We start from the raw sequence: 16,799 nt of genomic DNA, 5'->3' as shown, positions 1-16,799 counted from the left end.
ATCTACTTAAATCATACCACATTAGGAGAGGAAAATAATGATTCAAAATCAAAAACAACCAAAATTATATCAAAAATTCCATAAAGCCATTGTTATTATACTTCAAGTCAATTGGAAAGACGGAAAAGTTGAATCAATGCTTGTTCAATATCCAGAAAAATATCGATTTCAAAAGAAATATTACTACGCTGATGAGTCAAAAGACTTTTCACTCACTTATGAGGGAGAGAGTGTTTTTGAAGAAGTGAAAGAATAAGTGACGACGAGCTTTGGCTCTCGTCAATAAGTCCGGGAATGCCATTCCCCCGAATCAGTCCTGGGCTTATTGATGGGATTCAATCCATCAGAAAAGAGGTGAGTAAGTGGCAGCGCAAGGACAAGCAGCAGTCAGTTTAGCAACATTCAATACATCCGAAAAGATGGCGGATATCCGTAACATCATTCAGATTTCAGAGGCAATGGGCAACATCGCAACCGTCTTTGCTTTAGAATACCTCGGAAGTTCGCGTGAAGCCATCTTTATCATCACGTTGCTGCGGCAAGACGGTTACACCGTGGAACATGTTGAAAATGCAATTATTGTGAAATCACGAAAGGAGAATGAACATGCGGAAAGTTGAAAAAACCTTTCTAAACGGCGTGTTTTGTGAAGGTTGCGGCGCTTTCATTAACGCTGAGCCAGCCGGTCAGCCACAAAAATGTGAAGGTTGCTTTGAAGATGAACTGATCAACGCCATTGAAAATAATGTTTGGCCGGATGGAATGACTTTCTCGGTCTGGCAAGAGGTCAAATGTAAGTATTCGGAACCGGAACATGCTTTTCGGGCATAAAAAAAGCCACTGCGTCAACAGCGGCTCACCGTCTCCCGGGCAAAGAAAGACTAAACATACGCCCATTATAGCATGCGAAATGGAGGGAAATCAATGCGAGCAGAATCGTTAATCTCTACCCAGGAAATGAGCCGCGCGGAGTGGCTGGAACAACGGAGAAAAGGGATAGGCGGCAGTGACGTATCAGCCATTGCCGGTTTGAATAAATGGAAATCGCCCATCGGTGTCTATCTTGATAAAACCGGGCAATCCCCAGACGAAGATAACGCAGGCGAAGCAGCCTACTGGGGCAACGTCATGGAATACATTGTGGCGCAGGAATTTTCGCTAAGAACGGGCATGAGAGTTCGAAAACGGAACGCCATTCTGCAACACCCGGAGCATTCATTCATGCTGGCGAACGTGGATCGGTTGATTGTCGGCAAGAAGGAAGGCCTGGAGTGCAAGACGGCTTCCGAATACCTCAAAGGTGATTGGGAAGACGAAGAGGTTCCGGCAGCGTATCTGCTTCAATGCCAGCATTACATGGCCGTTACCGGTTACAAGGCTTGGCACATCGCCGTGCTGATTGGCGGCAACAAATTCATTCATAAACGAATTGAACGGGATGAAGAACTGATTCAGTACTTAATCGGCATCGAGAAGGACTTTTGGGAGAATCACGTACTTGCGGAAGTTCCGCCGGTATTTGATGGCTCAGACGCTTCCAGTGAGCTTTTAAAGGCACTTTATCCGCAGGCAGAACCGACATCCGAAATTAACTTACCAGGCGATGTTGAACAAATGCTTGAAGCGATGGACCAGCTGGCAGAAGACATTAAGGCCTTCGAAACACAAAAGAAGAAATACGAAAATCGAATTAAAGCGCTCCTGGGCGAAAACGAAAAAGGCTACACGCTTAAACGGGTTGTCACTTGGAAGAATTACGAAACCAACCGAATTGATTCCAAGCGCTTGAAAGCTGAACAACCGGATCTCTATAAAAAATACACAAACACATCAACCGCACGCCGGTTCATCGTGAAATAGGAGGAACTCATTCATGGCAACAAACGAAGCAGTCAAAAATCAATTAGCACAGAAAAGCTCGCAGGTGGCGAAGAAAGAACCAGCACCCGAGCAAACACTGAACGCTCTATTAAAACGGATGGGTCCAGAGATTCAACGGGCTCTCCCTAAACACATGGATGCCGATCGAATCGCTCGTATTGCGCTAACAGCCGTTCGCACCACACCGAAATTACTGGAATGCGACCAAACGTCTTTCTTGGCAGCCATCATGCAATCAGCACAACTTGGTGTGGAGCCAAACACAGGACTCGGTCAGGCTTACCTGATCCCTTATGGTAAGCAAGTTCAATTCCAACTGGGTTATAAAGGCCTCATCGATTTAGCCGTCCGTAGTGGGCAATACAAAGCAATTTATGCCCATGAAGTTTACGCGAATGATGAATTTGAATTTAGCTACGGATTAATTAAGGATTTGATTCACAAACCTGCAGCTGTGCCAGAAGGCGAGCCAGTCGGTTATTACGCAGTCTACCACCTTAAAAACGGGGGTTATGATTTTGTGTACTGGACAAGAGAACGCATCGAGAATCATGCACAGAAGTTCTCGCAAGCTGTTCAAAAAGGCTGGACAAGCCCTTGGAAGACCAATTACGACGCAATGGCCAAGAAGACGGTCTTAAAAGAAGTTCTGAAATACGCACCGAAGTCCATTGAGCTGCAGAAAACGGTTGAAGCTGATTCCACAATTAAAACGGAAATCAACGAAGACATGAGCAGTGTGATCGATGTGACGGACTACACGGTGCTGGATGAGAAACCAGAAGTAACCGAAGAAACAAAAGAGAAAAAGCCAAGCGTGCACGATCAGACATTGGTTTAAGAACTGAATGAGGGGGATTGAGGGATCCCCTTCATTTTAAAAGTTATTGCAATATATGAGGAAGTTGAGGGATTGGCAATGAGCGACGTTAAATGGATCAAGCTAAGTACACAGATGTTTGAGGATGAAAAGATACGTCTGATTGAGAGCATGCCGGAAGCGGATACGATCTTGATCGTATGGGTGAAATTGCTTTCCCAGGCCGGCAGAGCAAACGCCAACGGCTATATTTACCTAAGTGAAACTATTCCTTACACCGATGAAATGCTGGCAACTATATTTAACAGGCCACTATCAACTGTCCGAATGGCGTTAGAAGTTTTCAGGAATTTTGGAATGATTGATGTAGACGAAAATCATTTTATCAGTATATCGAATTGGGAAAAGCATCAAAACGTAGCCGGACTTGATAAGATACGCGAACAGAATAGGTTGCGGAAGCAAAAAGAACGAGAAACTAAACGTCTTGGGCCACCCGAGAAAAACAAAAAAAAAAATGAAATCACACCTATTAATGACAGGTCACGTGACCGTCACGTGACAGTCACGCCAAGTCACGCAACAGAACTAGAACTAGATTTAGAACTAGAACTAGAACTAGAAGAAGAATTAAATATAGAACTAGATAAAGAACTACAACAACAAGAGAAAGAGGATTTAAAACCAAAAGCTGTTGTTGCTGCAGATTCGCCTGGAATGGCTTTTCGATTCTACGGTGACAACATAGCTCTTCTTACTCCACATATTGCAGATCGTCTTAGTGTAATGATTGATGAATCATCTGAGGAGCTGGTTCATGAGGCATTAAAACGGGCAGTCGAAGCAAATGCTAGGCACAAACTAAACTTTGCTGATTCCATCCTTCTTTCTTGGAAGAGCCAGCTTATCAAAACGCTGAATGACGTAGCGGCTGCTGATAAAGAGTTCGAACGTCGCAAGAAAGCACAGCCACAAAATTACCGGAACAAGCCTATTCGCGAAGAACTTCTTCCAGACTGGTTGAATGCACCAGAACCCGAAAAAGCACCGGAAACAGTTCCACCATCACAGGATTTGGATGCTGAAAAACAAAAGCTACTCGAAAAATTAGCGTCGAGAAAGGGCGGTAATAAAGAGTAGCTAGCTTTTTAGCCACTAACTGTCAATATTTTACCAAAAAAGAGGAATAGTTATCCGGTTCAAAAGGGTTAATTGACTGACAATTTAAGGGGGGGATAAGGGATGAAGCATCGCGACCGGCACCGTGAATTTTGGATTGAGGAACTAAAAGGCTACGGAATCCTGCAAGGACCAAACGGGGAGGCTCTTGCAGACTTGGAATACTACGACTTGCGTGCTTATGTAGTGAAGGCGCAGTTGCAACGGGATTTGGAAACGAAAGCGAGCCCGTGGTTCTGATGGCTCGGTCGAAGTGGGTGTTGCTGTATCGCTGGGAAGGCGGACAAAAGGTTTGGTTGTACGAACCGTTACGGCCGATCGGAATCAAAATGAGACAAAAAGAAGGGTGGTACATTGAGGGATGACCTACCAAGAAATGAACGAACTCAAAAAAGGGGACCAGTTGCACGTCTATCATCACGGCTGGAAGACAGGAACGTTCCAAGGCTATATCGCTGGAGCCGATCCATCAGCATGGATTGCATTTGATGCCGGACAGGATGTTCCGAGTAGCCCGATTGTCACGCGAGTCTATACAGGGCTCCAATTCACTGAAGAATATTGGAATGAAAAGTATAAGGGCCAGAAGTTTGAACGGCTCAGTGAAGAAGAATTGAATGCAGAGTTGCTGCAGGCTATGGATAATGTCGGATGAATTGGCTAAATGAGATGCGCGGTCGCCTTAACCAGTGGCTGCGCAATCGTCGCAAAATCAAATACCGTCCCGATCAATCGAATCTATACATGTATTACAACGGCCAGCAGATCCGGCTGAACAAGCGGAAGAAATAACGGTACCGCACTTTTGAATGAAAAGGAGAGGATGAAGAATATGTTTTATGTAGCATTTAAAAGTGGTCTTGGCAGTTATCATGACCACGATGGTTGCGACAAAATCATCGCTGAAATACCAAGCAATAACATCCCATCCAAAGGCGACATTCTTGAATTCGGGGATAAGGACAATCGTGAAAACAAGGAATATTTAGTGATGGAAGTGAAGAGAACGTTCAATCATCAAAATGAAAAACGTAAGTTTGGTGAATGGATTTACGTTTATGTTATTAACTTATAGTCCGCCCAATCGGTACGGTAGTTGAAGATTCGTTTTCAACTCTGTACCGCACTTTAGAATGAAACGGGGTGAATACGTGAAAAAGTATTTGTATTGGTGCAATGAATGCCCGTGGGAAGAGTCGATGGACGAACACAAATATGATTTCTGCCCTCAATGCGGTCACATAAACATTAGCAGGAGAACTAATAGCCTGTATAAACAAAATTTCAATGTAGAAATAGGCAGACATTTAAGTTCTGTTGGTTTGTATCCGAAAGAATAGTTCGACCATAAAGCGCGGTACCAAAAAGAGGAGGTAAATCCATGAGGGTGGATGTGAAAAAAGCAATCAAAGCAAGACGATTACAGCTTCTGTTCCAGATTGATCAGTTAAATCCCTATCGCTGCCAAGAATGTGCAGCATGCACGATAAAAGTAAATTGCCAATGTCCAGCGGCCATTAAAATACGAGCAATCGGAGATCAAATAAACGCCTTGCCTAATCCGAAACGTGAGGAGCGAATTGCTTCTTTAGTGGCACAAGGCAAAGTCTACCTGACTCCAAGAATTTACTTTGAATTACGAGAAGCCGAATTAATAAATCGAGAGATTGCACATAAAATCGGTTGGTCCATCAGTAAACTTCAAAAGTGGAAGAGCGATAAAGGATTGGCTGACGAAAGATTAAGTGCGGTCCGGAAAGCGCAAATGGCCAAACAACGCGAAAAGGAGGTTGCTCAATGAACGCAATTGGGACTCGTATTTCAGTAGGCTGGAACAATCGATGCGAAGCAATCAAGGTTTCGCTTATCTTTTCCGGAAATGTTGCTCTTGGTCTTGTGTGGATCCAGTGGATGTAAACCAATAAGGGGGATTGAAGATGGAATTGAGTAAATTGTTTGAAGTGCAGCGTGTATTGGATGCGGAGATTGAGAAGAAACATCCGACAGAACAACGTGAAAGAATTACGAAAAAGTTCGTGGCCATCTTTGTTGAAGCTGGTGAACTGGCTAATGAACTGCCGGAAATCTTCAAGTTTTGGTCGAACAAGAAAAACAACTACGAAAAAGCATTGGTGGAACTGGTGGATGTCTGGCACTTCACAATCAGCCTTGGATTGGAATTCGGGTACGAGCTATTGGACTTCTCGAAAGTTGTAAAGAATCAGGAGACAGGCGATCGGGCTGCCGAATTCAATAACCTGTTTTACCGCATAACCCGATTTGAGTCAGATGAGGATTCGGTTGAATACATGCGGCTGGTTAGTACGCTTTATCGCATTGGCGAAATGCTCGGGTTTACGTGGGAGCAAATCGAATCGGCGTACATGAACAAGAATCAAATTAATCACGCGAGACAAGAAAATGACTATTAAGAAGCGCACCAAAGGCGAAATCTACCGTCCTGTCGCTAAGGTATTGAAAACTAAGAAAGACGTCCCTACGGTCCTGCAAATCGGGAATCGCCGGTATGTGTTGGATCATGGGAACAAATAAGGAGATGCAGCAAGTGAGCGCAGAAGAACGAGAAGGCATGATTGAAACTCTTTCTGTCATGCTTTTTAAAGACAAAAAATACTTTGAAAACATGAGTGATCGCGAAGTATGTGAAGCATACGACCGAATGATGAAGATTAATTGAGGGGTGAGCATTTGAGAAACAGCCGGCCCAGAACGAAAAAACCAGCACGGCAATACATTTCCAAACAGGCGGAATTCGAGGGTCATCAGTTCGATTCATTGACCGAACTTGCTTATTACAAACAATTGAAAAAGGATCCTGCAGTTCTGAACATCGAGCTGCAGCCATTCTATCAGCTGGTCGATCGGTACCAAGTGGAATGCAAACGATGCAGTGGCACAGGAAAGCTTCCCAGTCCGCGCACAGGCAATCCGATTAACTGCACCTTATGCAAGGGTTACGGCAAGCGAGAGAAGCCAGGAATCGGCTATACAGCAGATTTCCGAGTCACTTACATTGATGGTTTTGAGGAAGTCATTGATGTGAAGGGCGGTCCGGTCGGAAGAGATTTTCCTTTGCGACAGAAGCTGTTTGAAAAACGCTACGGCAAAGAGCTCGTGGTGGTTGAGCGAAAAGGGAAGGGGTGGGGGAGGAGATGATTCAAATACTAGAACTTTTTGGAGGCATCGGCGCACCCCGAAAAGCTTTAAAACGAAAAGAGATTCCACATAAGCTAATTGATTACGTCGAATGGAAGGAAAATCGCGTTCGGGCTTACAATGCTATGAATCCATTTAAGCATAACCAACAAGATATTCGAGGATGGAACTTACGTCCGGACATTTTAGTGCACGGGAGTCCTTGCCAAGATAATTCATCAGCTAATCAAAATAATGATCAAGGCAGGTCAGAATTAATGCTTGAAACTATCCGTATTGTTAAAGAGATGGGTGAATGGCGTCCAAAGTTTATTATCTGGGAAAATGTTCGAGGAGCTCTCTTCAAAAGCAAAAGACCGATATTTGAAGAGTATTTACGAGAAATGGAAGACCTCGGTTATACAAATTCTTATCAGATCTTAAATGCTATGGATTTTGGTATACCGCAAACTCGCGAACGAATATTTTGCATATCCATTCTCGGACATGAAGAGTTTGATTTCAATAAGTTAATGCATAGACCTTTACGGCCAATGAGTGAGTTTAGACAAAAAGAAAATGAAATTAATGATATTGAAAAGTATGTCGTCAAAATACCTTCAATGCTGAATCGCTTAAAAGATTTAGCGAGCGTAGAAGAAATCGAGTCAAATAAAAACAAATTTCGTTATATCGAAACCATAGTCAATGTGTGCAACACCATTACTGAACGTCCGGATCGTTGCCCCAGTGCCGGTGTATTTAAAATGGAAGACGGCCGATATCGTTACCCGACAGAACGTGAATGGTGGAGGTTAATGGATTTTGATGATGAAGATTTTGATCTTATGCTACAAGAATTTCCGACCAAAGAAGGTAAGCGCAATGCGACTCTATATGCTCTTGCTGGGAATAGCATTGTTGTTTCAGTACTTGAAGCGATATTTGATGCAATACTAAGCGGAAATTATGCAAAAGAAGATAGAGAATCTCAACAGTTGAAACTGATTTGCTGAATGAAGCAGGCGAAGGAGGATCGCCATGGACTATCATCTTTTCGAAGACGACAACTTGAACCTGGACCTTGTTTTTGAGGAAAACGAGCTTGCAGATTTCAAGGAGATGTGGGTTGCCGGAATCAGCGTGGAGAACATGGCCAAAAAGATGAAGAGACGGCCCAGTGAGATTGCACTTCTGGTGTTCGATCACGCTGAACGGAATCTGATAACGAAACGGCAGCAAGGGATTTATGGACTTTGAGGGAGGTCGCCATATGAGATTAACTGATGTAAATATTTCGGAGACAGGGGAACTGAAATTGGATATAATGGAACTACCGTTAAGCTGCGCTTTGATTATATCCGAGGGTAAGGTTAAACTGGTCGAACTTCCTTCTCATGCGCATACGAGCATCGTCACGTATAAAGGGAAAGTGAAGCGCGTGAATTTTGATGAGGGGGAAGAGTTTTGAGTGTTAATAAAGAGAGCGATATAAATTTAGATAAAGCATATCGCCTTAATGATACTATTATAGTTTTTGTTGGTCTTGGTATGATAGGAATTCCGATAATAACCAATTTCTTCGGAGGAACCGTTCCTAACGAATTCTTATTCGGGGCTACTGTATCCAGTTTTCTTTTGGCTCTATCAGATGGAATACTGATTGCTGAAAGAATGAACAAATTTATTTTGTGGTTCTATGGTTTATCTTTTATTGGTGGTATTTTGTCAGTAATCTATTTGCCAGTGGTACTAAATATGTTCCCTAGATTGCTAGAGATATTAAATCCCATGTCGGCAGACTTAACATTAATGGCTTTAGGATTCGTATTAATGGTTGTAGGCGTAAGGTCCTTTACCTATAAGCTTTCTACAGTTAAAGAATTAAGAACAGAATTCACTTCTTTGGTTCAGCAAGTTAAAGACCTATATCCTCAATTAGAAGAAGCTAGAAATTCTAATGAAAAGCTCGCTAAAAGTATCGCAGAAAAAAATGAACAGATCAATAAGTTCGGAAGTCAATTAAAGGACCTGGAAAAAGAATATAATCAATTGAAGAGCGAGAATGAAAAATTGAAAGTGTATAAATAAAAACTTTCTACTGGATAATGAAGGCCATTAATACAGCATTTCGCTGTTTTGGTGTGTTCCCAACTATTACAGCTAAGTGGAAACGAACGAATTTAATGAGGGGGAAGATTTTTGAGTACAGAAATATTAGTCGCATTGACTGCTTTAGCGAGCACTGTTCTAGGGGCGTGTCTTTCGGGACTAGGCAAGTTTTTTGAAAACTGGTGGATGCAGAAAGCTCATCATAAAGAGAGGCACGAAAAAGTAGTTAGGGCCATACTTGTTGATTATATACCCACTATTACTTCGGCCATCATTTTTTCAGGATCATACGAAAGCGCGACTAGGCCAGAGCTGAAAGAACAAAATGTTTCTAGGTTTAATAAGGCAATTCAATTTTATGAAAATGATGTGAAGAACCTGATACCTTTAAACATGATTCAAGAGATGTCTGATTTGAATCTTTGTTTAGATCATTTAAAATATATGATTGTAACAGATGATTCTACGTTAACCGAGAAATATAAAGTTCTACTACATCGAACAGAGGAAAAGCTAAAAGAGATTAAGAAAAAAATTGACAATGAATATAGATAGTCCGCACCAGCCAACTGGAGGACATCATTACAGCTTAACCGCTGTTTTGGTGTCCTCTTTTTTATTTCCCAAAAAGGAGAGATGAGGTTATGAGAACGTTGCAGCAACAACTAACAGAAAAAGGGCTCTCAGATAAGCCGGAACTGAAAGAAAAAAACGAACGCCAATTTCAAAAGTTTAAAGAATCGCTCAACGACATTGATTGGGCAGATTTGATGGGCTGTAATAAACAGACTTATAGAAGAGCAAAGGGCGGAGCCATACGACGGAATCGATAGGAGGTAATCAGAATGACGATCTGGGCAGACGAAATGATTTTACTGTACAAGAAGAATCTTGAAGGATATAAAAAGCAGCGAGCGAGATTGAATAAGAAAAATCCAACGGATCGACTGGACCTGACTCAGTACAATAGCATAATCGAAGAAACGGAATTTGTTTTGAAGTGGCTTGAGACAGGCAGAGATCCGAATAACTACAGGGGAGCTGACAAAAAGAACGTCTACCAGCATCGGTCATTCCAAAGCATGGATTTTATTCCGGATATCACCGAGCAATTGGAAGAGGGTCCGAAACACCTCTATATGTCGCCAGAAGAAAAAATCATTATGGCCGACATTTTTGCCGCCCTTTCTTTCCGAGAACGTCATTGTTACATTCTTCATATCGGTAGACAGGTTAGTGTGGCGAAGATTGCGCAAGGCCTAGGAGTAGGGAAATCAACAGCTCAGAGTTATATTGAACGCGCCAAAAAGAAGATAGCACAAAGAGTTTCTTGACCTACGTTTGCCGTACGCTTGCCGTACGAAGTCACTATATATGAAGGGGAGAAAAAAAGAGGGGATGCGTTCGAGAGAACAGTCCCTCCCACAGCCCCGAAAAATTCGGGTGGTTTATACTGACATAAAAGGGTTTCATTCCTTCCGCAGAGAATATAATTAAGCGGGAGGTGAAAGTATGGCTTATTTTGAAGATGAGGTACCAAAATCTTTAGAGCTTGATGAAATGTACTCTTCTCGTGAAATTTACTTGTTTATGCTCGAGAATAGAAATGTGATAATTCTCAGTGGATCTACGCATTTAAATCATCACGATAATGAAAAGAGGTATAGGGTTGTGGATATAAAAGAAAATTATGTCCATAAAACAGCAGATGACAGCAGTAGAACGCATCGTATACCTAGTACTAAAACGAAAATTTATGAAATAAGATAAAGCGAAAGTGGCATCTCTTCGGAGGTGCTTTTTATTATGTCTGAAAAAGCGAATAGCGCGAGAGTGGGTGGTAGAAAGATGGCTAAAGGCAAGTACCTTGAATGGATTACAGAAGAAGGATTAACGCTCCTTAATGGATGGGCAAGAGACGGATTAACTGATGAACAGATTGCTCATAATATCGGTATTAGCCGCTCGACACTAAATGAGTGGAAGAAGAAGTACCCGGACATTTCGGACACCCTAAAAAAGGGCAAGGAAGTCGTTGATCGCCAGGTAGAGAATGCGCTGCTTAAACGTGCTCTTGGATACGATTATGAAGAAGTCACCTATATTAGCGTTGAAGTGGGCCGTGAAGCTTACGACGAAAAGATTGATGCAGAACTGGACGTGTTCAATCAGCAGAATCCTAAAGCGACTACTGAGGAACGTCTTCGGTTCATTGCATCCATTCCTCGAACAGCGGAAGTTGTTAGTAAGCGAGTGGCCAAACAAGTGGCTCCTGATGTTACCGCTCAAATCTTCTGGCTGAAGAACCGGAAGCCTGGACAGTGGCGTGATAAACAGGAAATCGAGCACAGCGGCGGATTGGAAAACAAGCTGGATCTCTCTGGCCTGTCTGTCGAGGAGTTGAGGAAACTTGCTCAAACTGACGGATAAGCAGCGGGAAGAGATTGCTAGACAAGCGCAGGCGGAACTGGCTCGCCGCTCCTATCGCGATTATGTGGTCCATGTCCACCGAGGGAATTACAAGCATTTTCGGCATACTGAATACATTGCTGAACGCTTAGAACCGATTGCTCGAGGCAAACAGAAGTATATGTTCATCGAAATGCCACCGCGGCACGGGAAGTCAATGACTGTTACCGAGAGCTTTCCAAGTTATTATCTTTCCAAACGTCCTGAGAAGCGGGTTATTGCTGCTTCTTATTCGGATACATTGGCCAAGAAGTTTGGGCGCTTGAATCGGGCGAAGCTTGAAGAATACGGTCCAGAGCTATTCGATGTGAAGCTGTCTCAAATAAATGCTTCTCAAAGTAACTGGGATGTAGCTGGTTTTGGTGGCGGTATGATTTCCACGGGTATCGGCGGTTCCATTACTGGCCAAGGGGCAGACCTATTAATCATCGATGACCCGTTTAAAAACTCGGAAGCGGCAAATTCCCAAACCATTCGAGACAAAGTATGGGATGAATGGGAATCCACATTATCCACACGTTTACACAAAGGTGCTTCTGTCATTGTCATTATGACGCGCTGGCATGAAGATGATTTAATCGGGCGATTGCTTGAACGTTCTCCCTATGATTGGGAGCGGATCCGCATGCCGGCCATTGCAGAAGACGAAGATGATTTGCTGGGCCGCGAAATTGGCGAGCCGCTTTGCGCAGAGCTCGGTTATGATGCCAAATGGGCGAAGGATAAGATGACCGAGGTCGGTACCAGAACATGGAACGCTCTTTATCAACAACGTCCCGCTCCTGCAGGCGGTACCATCTTCAAACGGGAGTGGTGGAAGTTCTATAAAGTGGCTCCCGCTCGTTTTGATGAAATCATTCAATCTTGGGACTGTACGTTCAAGGATGCTGAAACCTCCGACTTTGTTTCTGGACAAGTATGGGGGCGCATTGGAGCGGATAAGTATTTGTTGGACCGCGTAAAAGAGAAGATGGGCATCAAGGGAACGATGCAAGCTATTCGAACCATGTCCGCTAAATGGCCGCAAGCCAGAGCAAAACTTATTGAGGACAAGGCAAACGGCACCGCGGTCATTGAGATGCTGACAAAGGAAATACCGGGCCTTATCCCGGTGAATCCAAAAGGCGGGAAAGTGGTGCGAGCTCAAGCGGTGTCCCCAGAGGTGGAAGCGGGCAACGTTTATCTGCCCGACGGCTCTATTGCCCCTTGGATACATGATTACGTAGGGGAATTCAGTACTTTTCCGTTCGGCAAGAACGATGATGACGTTGATAGCATGACACAAGCATTATCTCGCTGGCATGAAGCGCCGGAAGAGAAAAAGCACGTATTGCCGCCAATGATCGGCGGAGTAAAGAGGGGGTGAGTGATTGGGACTCATGGATTGGTTTAAACCGAAACGAGAACGGAAGCTGCGCCAACAAGTAAGAGCGGCTGCAGCTGGTGCAAAACGCACCAAGCAAACGGAATTCAAATGGGAGCAGCAATGGGGACTTTATGAAAAGGTTCTTAGCCGCAAATCATACAGCTCGAAGGAAGTCATTGACAGCTTACGGGTAATTCGCGATTTGAATCCGGATGCCAGCATGGCCATTTGGAATCTACAGCGTTTGGTCAATAGCGGCTTTGAAGTAGAAGCGCAACGGCCGGATGGAACGGTTGATGACGCCATGACTGAACAGCTTGAAGCTTTGGCGAAACGTGTCGGCTTGTTATACGGCGGTGGGATGGACCAGCTAGTAGGCGTTTGGACGATGGCAGGCTACACAAGCGGCGGATTTGCTGCAGAAGTGGAATTGACGGAGAACCTGGACGACGTGGTGGATATTCATGTTGTCGAAGCAACGACCATCGATTTCTTGCGGAATAAAGAAAATAAAATCGAAATGGTACAGAAGCAGTCTGACGGATCACTCAAAGTATTGAATCCGGAGACTGTTTTTTATTATCCGCTAGACCCGGATGTTGGAGATCCATACGGACGTTCGCCGCTCCTGCCGATTTTGCAGATTGTTTTCTTCCAAGTGCAGGTGCTAAAAGATTTGCAGCGGGTTATTCACCATCAAGGTTATGAACGCTTTGATATTTCTATCGTAGAAGAAGCAATCATGAACGCACTGCCCGATGAAATTAAGCATGACGGCGAAGAAGTGCAGAAGTTTGTTCAGCAATTTGTTGGTAGCGTTGAGAAACAATTCTCTGAGTTAGAACCTGACGCGGATTTCATCCATACCGATTCGGTCAAGGTCACAACAGCAGGCGGAGCGGGTAGCAAGTCGATGGATGCGACTCGAGTCATCGAGGTTATCAATCAGCAAATCGTTTCCGCTCTGAAGATGCTGCCGATTCTCTTAGGCCGCAATGAAGGCACAACTGAAACACATGGGACCGTCCAATGGCAAATATTCGTAGCGGGTGTGAAAAGCATCCAGCGAACGATTAAGCGCCTAATGGAGCGGTCTTTTAACGTTTACCTGCAGATACAGGGGTTTCAAGGACGTGCCAAGGTAACGTTCAATGACATTCCAGTACGTAATGCCATGCTTGAAGCGCAGGCAGAGCAATTGCGCACCAGCACCATAATTACACAGGTTCAACAAGGATGGATTGATAACAATGAAGCAGCCAATGAGATTGTAGGGCATGATGCAGTGGGAACACCTACAAATCCAGTCTTAAATCAATTCAGACCACCGACAAGCGCTACCCGAATGATGGGAAAGAACCGAGCCGATGATGAAGTAGAAGAAGGCGCAGAGGCATTCATCGGCGAAACGGAAGAGCCCTGGGCCGAGCAAGTTGCTGAGATTACAGACCAGGCTGAAGATGCATTCGGCCGCTTCTTGGAGTACCAACGGAAAGAATACATTGCACGAATGAAGGCGGCTGGCACTCCATTAAGTTCGGATGAAGAGGCAATTGAAGTTTTCCGCGACTGGGTGGAGAGCAATATCCTTTATGACAGTTCTGAACAATTAGCCTTGTGGAATGAACTGGGGCAAGACTGGATGACGCTGGCTGCTGTGACAGCGGGAGAAGTGAGCGCATTGACGTTCGATGCAGATGTTGTTTTCAATTCGCAGGACGAAGTACTATTACGCGCATTAAGTGACCGCTCCCGCCGCTCGGCTGAATTCATACAGGACGCGACGGACGAGCGTGTCATCATGTCCCTTTGGGATGTGGTCGCTGAAGGTAAATATAGCATTGATAAAGCGGCAAAGGCATTACAGGAAGACGAGGGGTTCAGTAAAGCTAGAGCTCGAGTCATAGCCCGAACAGAAATGCTCGGAGCGGCTCGTACTGGACAGAACGATTCCGACCGGCAAAGTGGCTTGGTTATAGGTAAGATTTGGCGTTCTGCTAAACAAGACCGTACTCGACCAGGGCACCAAAAAGCTAATGATCAAGTCGTCGCTTTTGATGAACCGTTTCGAGTGGAAAACGGAAAAGGGCAAGTCGAAGAGCTGATGTTCCCGGGAGATTCTTCCATGGGTGCATCAGCTTCTAACGTAATTCAGTGCCGTTGTTGGTATAAGCGGATTCTACAAGGTGAAGAACACTTATTGAGAGGAGGTGAATAAATTTGGGGGAAGTCAGCAACATTTTGCATTTGCCGGCCCGTGTTATCCTGACGCCGGACCAAGATATCGACTTGGAAAAAATCAACCGGCACACGCTGGATCCAGTATCAGCTGAGGACGTTTTCACCTTCAGTGGGAATTGCTCCAATGACCGTATGGATGCCTACTTTACCCGCATGGATCCGACAACGACGCTTCGCAATTATGCGGACGATTTGAAGAACGGCGTTTCCTTGCAAGAAGGGCATAACATCCATGTGAATCCATATGGCCGCTCCTATGATGGCGAAGTTATCACGACTGGTGATGAATCCGGAATTTCTAGCAGTGTTCGTGGTAGTTGGTACATCATGCGTGGATTGACGGTAAATGGCAATAAAACAGACGACACAATTCGACAAATCCGAGCGGGTATTATCCGTGATATGTCGGTCGGCTTTGGCGGTGGCTCGTACCGGTGCGGAAGCTGTGGAAAGGATTTATGGGATTCGGATTGTCCACATATTCCAGGACTCGAAGATGAACATAGCCGCATGTCGTTTGCATGGATTGTTGATGCACGATTGCGAGAAGTATCAACCGTCTACAAAGGCGCTACGCCAGGCGCATACATCGACAAAGCACGACAATACGCACAACAGGGCGAACTGGCATTAGACAAAGTACATCGATTAGAGCAGCGATTCAACGTCCGCTTGGACAATGGAAGCCGCTCTTTTTTAATTAAGCAAAAGGAGGTAGGAGCCAATATGAATCTATTGGAACAACTGAGAAGTGATTTGAAAGAAAACAAAATTGAAAAGCGGGCCGTATTTGAGGTGCTGGCAACGGAGGGGGAAACATTCCGTCAGCCAGACGACATTGCAATCCGCAATGAATTAGGCGATGCCGCTACACCAGAAGGCGTGAAACAACTGAAAACGGAAGCGGAGCAAGGGCGCCAGTATTTGGCTGATCTAGTCGACAAAGCAGTTGAATCCCGTGTCCGTGCACAAGGCGAAGGCTTTAAATCGGAGCCTTATAAAAATATGTTGATCCGTTCTGCGGATATCGAATTCATCAAAGGCGAAATTGAATCATATGACGGCATGACGAAGCAGCGCTTCACACCAGGGCGTCAAAGCGAGCCTGATAATGTAGGCGGTCGCCATATCGATGAAAATGGAGAAAAAATCTACGTATCGGAAGCATACAAAGGAGGCAATGAATAATGGATCAAATCGGTGGAGTTTTACCAGATAGCTTTGGACTTTCTTTAACAGTTTTTGCGACAGACGCTACACCAGAAAACCCAATTATGCCGGGAGATATCTTGGTTCTGGCTAATACGGGCCCATATCAAGCGCGTAGAGCGGCAGCAGGCGAGGCTGTTCAATTGGTATCAAAAGACACTGCGCGTGATGTAGAAACACCGCTTGGCGTTCATGCTGCTGGTTTCTCTCGCAACGTTGCAGTTAAATACACTGGAGCAATTGCTGTAGGAAACTCAGTAGAAGCAGACGGAGCTGGCGGAGTACGAGCGGCAGCAGCGGCCAACGGAACTTATGTGGTCAAAGTAGATACAGTTAGACAAAAAGTAGAAGTATTAATTCCGTAAA

28 protein-coding genes are annotated in these 16,799 nt (G+C 44.5%); all 28 read left to right on the top strand.

Translation table 11 applies throughout. The features are described 5' to 3' along the window. Positions 1–37 precede the first annotated feature (37 nt). Positions 38–256: a hypothetical protein gene (locus tag FQV28_RS08500; RefSeq protein ID WP_146495514.1), complete on the top strand. Its 219-nt coding sequence runs from the start codon at positions 38–40 to the stop codon at positions 254–256. A 106-nt stretch (positions 257–362) separates the two neighbouring features. After that, a complete protein-coding gene (locus tag FQV28_RS08495) occupies positions 363–620 on the top strand; it encodes a hypothetical protein (RefSeq protein WP_146495512.1) in 258 nt (85 codons plus the stop codon). Further along, positions 607–831 carry a hypothetical protein gene (locus FQV28_RS08490; protein ID WP_146495510.1) on the top strand — a complete coding sequence of 75 codons (225 nt, stop codon included), beginning with the start codon at positions 607–609 and terminating at the stop codon, positions 829–831. Before FQV28_RS08495 ends, FQV28_RS08490 begins: the two co-directional genes overlap by 14 nt. Before the next feature lie 93 nt (positions 832–924). Then, positions 925–1,860: a YqaJ viral recombinase family nuclease gene (locus FQV28_RS08485; protein ID WP_146495508.1), complete on the top strand. Its 936-nt coding sequence runs from the start codon at positions 925–927 to the stop codon at positions 1,858–1,860. 13 nt (positions 1,861–1,873) lie between these two features. After that, positions 1,874–2,722 carry a recombinase RecT gene (locus tag FQV28_RS08480; protein WP_146495506.1) on the top strand — a complete coding sequence of 283 codons (849 nt, stop codon included), beginning with the start codon at positions 1,874–1,876 and terminating at the stop codon, positions 2,720–2,722. 78 nt (positions 2,723–2,800) lie between these two features. Further along, entirely contained in the window at positions 2,801–3,841 is a 1,041-nt protein-coding gene (locus FQV28_RS08475) for a phage replisome organizer N-terminal domain-containing protein (RefSeq protein ID WP_255472881.1), read from the top strand. A 102-nt stretch (positions 3,842–3,943) separates the two neighbouring features. After that, a complete protein-coding gene (locus FQV28_RS19180; RefSeq protein WP_186763820.1) occupies positions 3,944–4,120 on the top strand; it encodes a hypothetical protein in 177 nt (58 codons plus the stop codon). 121 nt (positions 4,121–4,241) lie between these two features. Next, positions 4,242–4,535 (top strand): hypothetical protein, encoded by a 294-nt coding sequence (locus tag FQV28_RS08470; protein WP_146495502.1) that lies wholly within the window; start codon positions 4,242–4,244, stop codon positions 4,533–4,535. After that, positions 4,532–4,672 (top strand): hypothetical protein, encoded by a 141-nt coding sequence (locus FQV28_RS19175; RefSeq protein ID WP_186763819.1) that lies wholly within the window; start codon positions 4,532–4,534, stop codon positions 4,670–4,672. Before FQV28_RS08470 ends, FQV28_RS19175 begins: the two co-directional genes overlap by 4 nt. A 40-nt stretch (positions 4,673–4,712) precedes the next feature. Beyond that, entirely contained in the window at positions 4,713–4,955 is a 243-nt protein-coding gene (locus FQV28_RS08465) for a hypothetical protein (RefSeq protein ID WP_186763818.1), read from the top strand. Between the two features lie 306 nt (positions 4,956–5,261). After that, positions 5,262–5,681, top strand: a complete 420-nt coding sequence (locus FQV28_RS08460) for a hypothetical protein (protein ID WP_146495498.1) — start codon at positions 5,262–5,264, stop codon at positions 5,679–5,681. A gap of 136 nt (positions 5,682–5,817) precedes the next feature. Further along, on the top strand, positions 5,818–6,312 hold the full coding sequence (locus tag FQV28_RS08455; RefSeq protein WP_146495496.1) for a dUTP diphosphatase: 495 nt from the start codon (positions 5,818–5,820) through the stop codon (positions 6,310–6,312). Beyond that, positions 6,302–6,433, top strand: coding sequence for a hypothetical protein (locus FQV28_RS19460; RefSeq protein WP_255472853.1), 132 nt, complete (start codon positions 6,302–6,304; stop codon positions 6,431–6,433). Before FQV28_RS08455 ends, FQV28_RS19460 begins: the two co-directional genes overlap by 11 nt. A 13-nt stretch (positions 6,434–6,446) precedes the next feature. After that, entirely contained in the window at positions 6,447–6,578 is a 132-nt protein-coding gene (locus FQV28_RS19455; protein ID WP_255472852.1) for a hypothetical protein, read from the top strand. Between the two features lie 11 nt (positions 6,579–6,589). After that, positions 6,590–7,057, top strand: a complete 468-nt coding sequence (locus tag FQV28_RS08450) for a DUF1064 domain-containing protein (protein ID WP_255472851.1) — start codon at positions 6,590–6,592, stop codon at positions 7,055–7,057. Beyond that, the gene (locus FQV28_RS08445) at positions 7,054–8,052 is read left to right on the top strand and encodes a DNA cytosine methyltransferase (RefSeq protein WP_146495494.1); all 999 of its coding nucleotides are present in this window, start codon (positions 7,054–7,056) and stop codon (positions 8,050–8,052) included. Before FQV28_RS08450 ends, FQV28_RS08445 begins: the two co-directional genes overlap by 4 nt. A 25-nt stretch (positions 8,053–8,077) precedes the next feature. Beyond that, positions 8,078–8,296, top strand: a complete 219-nt coding sequence (locus tag FQV28_RS08440) for a hypothetical protein (protein WP_146495492.1) — start codon at positions 8,078–8,080, stop codon at positions 8,294–8,296. Positions 8,297–8,309: 13 nt separating this feature from the next. Further along, positions 8,310–8,507, top strand: a complete 198-nt coding sequence (locus FQV28_RS08435; RefSeq protein ID WP_146495490.1) for an XtrA/YqaO family protein — start codon at positions 8,310–8,312, stop codon at positions 8,505–8,507. Continuing rightward, a complete protein-coding gene (locus tag FQV28_RS08430; RefSeq protein WP_146495489.1) occupies positions 8,504–9,127 on the top strand; it encodes a vacuolar protein sorting family 37 protein in 624 nt (207 codons plus the stop codon). Before FQV28_RS08435 ends, FQV28_RS08430 begins: the two co-directional genes overlap by 4 nt. 111 nt (positions 9,128–9,238) lie before the next feature. Beyond that, positions 9,239–9,703, top strand: a complete 465-nt coding sequence (locus FQV28_RS08425; protein ID WP_146495487.1) for a hypothetical protein — start codon at positions 9,239–9,241, stop codon at positions 9,701–9,703. Positions 9,704–9,792: 89 nt separating this feature from the next. Then, positions 9,793–9,981 (top strand): hypothetical protein, encoded by a 189-nt coding sequence (locus FQV28_RS08420; protein WP_146495484.1) that lies wholly within the window; start codon positions 9,793–9,795, stop codon positions 9,979–9,981. A gap of 12 nt (positions 9,982–9,993) precedes the next feature. Beyond that, positions 9,994–10,482 (top strand): sigma factor-like helix-turn-helix DNA-binding protein, encoded by a 489-nt coding sequence (locus FQV28_RS08415; protein ID WP_146495482.1) that lies wholly within the window; start codon positions 9,994–9,996, stop codon positions 10,480–10,482. 178 nt (positions 10,483–10,660) lie between these two features. Next, positions 10,661–10,918: a hypothetical protein gene (locus tag FQV28_RS08410; protein ID WP_146495480.1), complete on the top strand. Its 258-nt coding sequence runs from the start codon at positions 10,661–10,663 to the stop codon at positions 10,916–10,918. A 78-nt stretch (positions 10,919–10,996) separates the two neighbouring features. Beyond that, complete coding sequence (locus FQV28_RS08405; RefSeq protein WP_146495478.1) at positions 10,997–11,578, top strand: helix-turn-helix domain-containing protein; 582 nt, start codon at positions 10,997–10,999, stop codon at positions 11,576–11,578. Then, positions 11,559–12,983, top strand: coding sequence for a phage terminase large subunit (gene terL / locus FQV28_RS08400; protein WP_146495475.1), 1,425 nt, complete (start codon positions 11,559–11,561; stop codon positions 12,981–12,983). Before FQV28_RS08405 ends, terL begins: the two co-directional genes overlap by 20 nt. A 13-nt stretch (positions 12,984–12,996) precedes the next feature. Continuing rightward, entirely contained in the window at positions 12,997–15,201 is a 2,205-nt protein-coding gene (locus FQV28_RS08395) for a phage minor head protein (RefSeq protein ID WP_255472880.1), read from the top strand. A 2-nt stretch (positions 15,202–15,203) separates the two neighbouring features. After that, entirely contained in the window at positions 15,204–16,412 is a 1,209-nt protein-coding gene (locus tag FQV28_RS08390; RefSeq protein ID WP_146495471.1) for a hypothetical protein, read from the top strand. After that, on the top strand, positions 16,412–16,798 hold the full coding sequence (locus FQV28_RS08385; protein WP_146495469.1) for a hypothetical protein: 387 nt from the start codon (positions 16,412–16,414) through the stop codon (positions 16,796–16,798). The genes FQV28_RS08390 and FQV28_RS08385 overlap by 1 nt, the downstream gene beginning before the upstream one ends. The last annotated feature ends 1 nt before the right edge of the window (position 16,799 follow it).

Origin of the sequence: Planomicrobium sp. CPCC 101079, from assembly GCF_007859275.1 — a bacterium.
In the GTDB taxonomy this organism is placed as follows: Bacteria; Bacillota; Bacilli; order Bacillales_A; family Planococcaceae; genus Planococcus.
The sequence above is the reverse complement of the archived record's forward strand: the minus strand, read 5'-3'. Positions and strand labels throughout refer to the sequence as shown.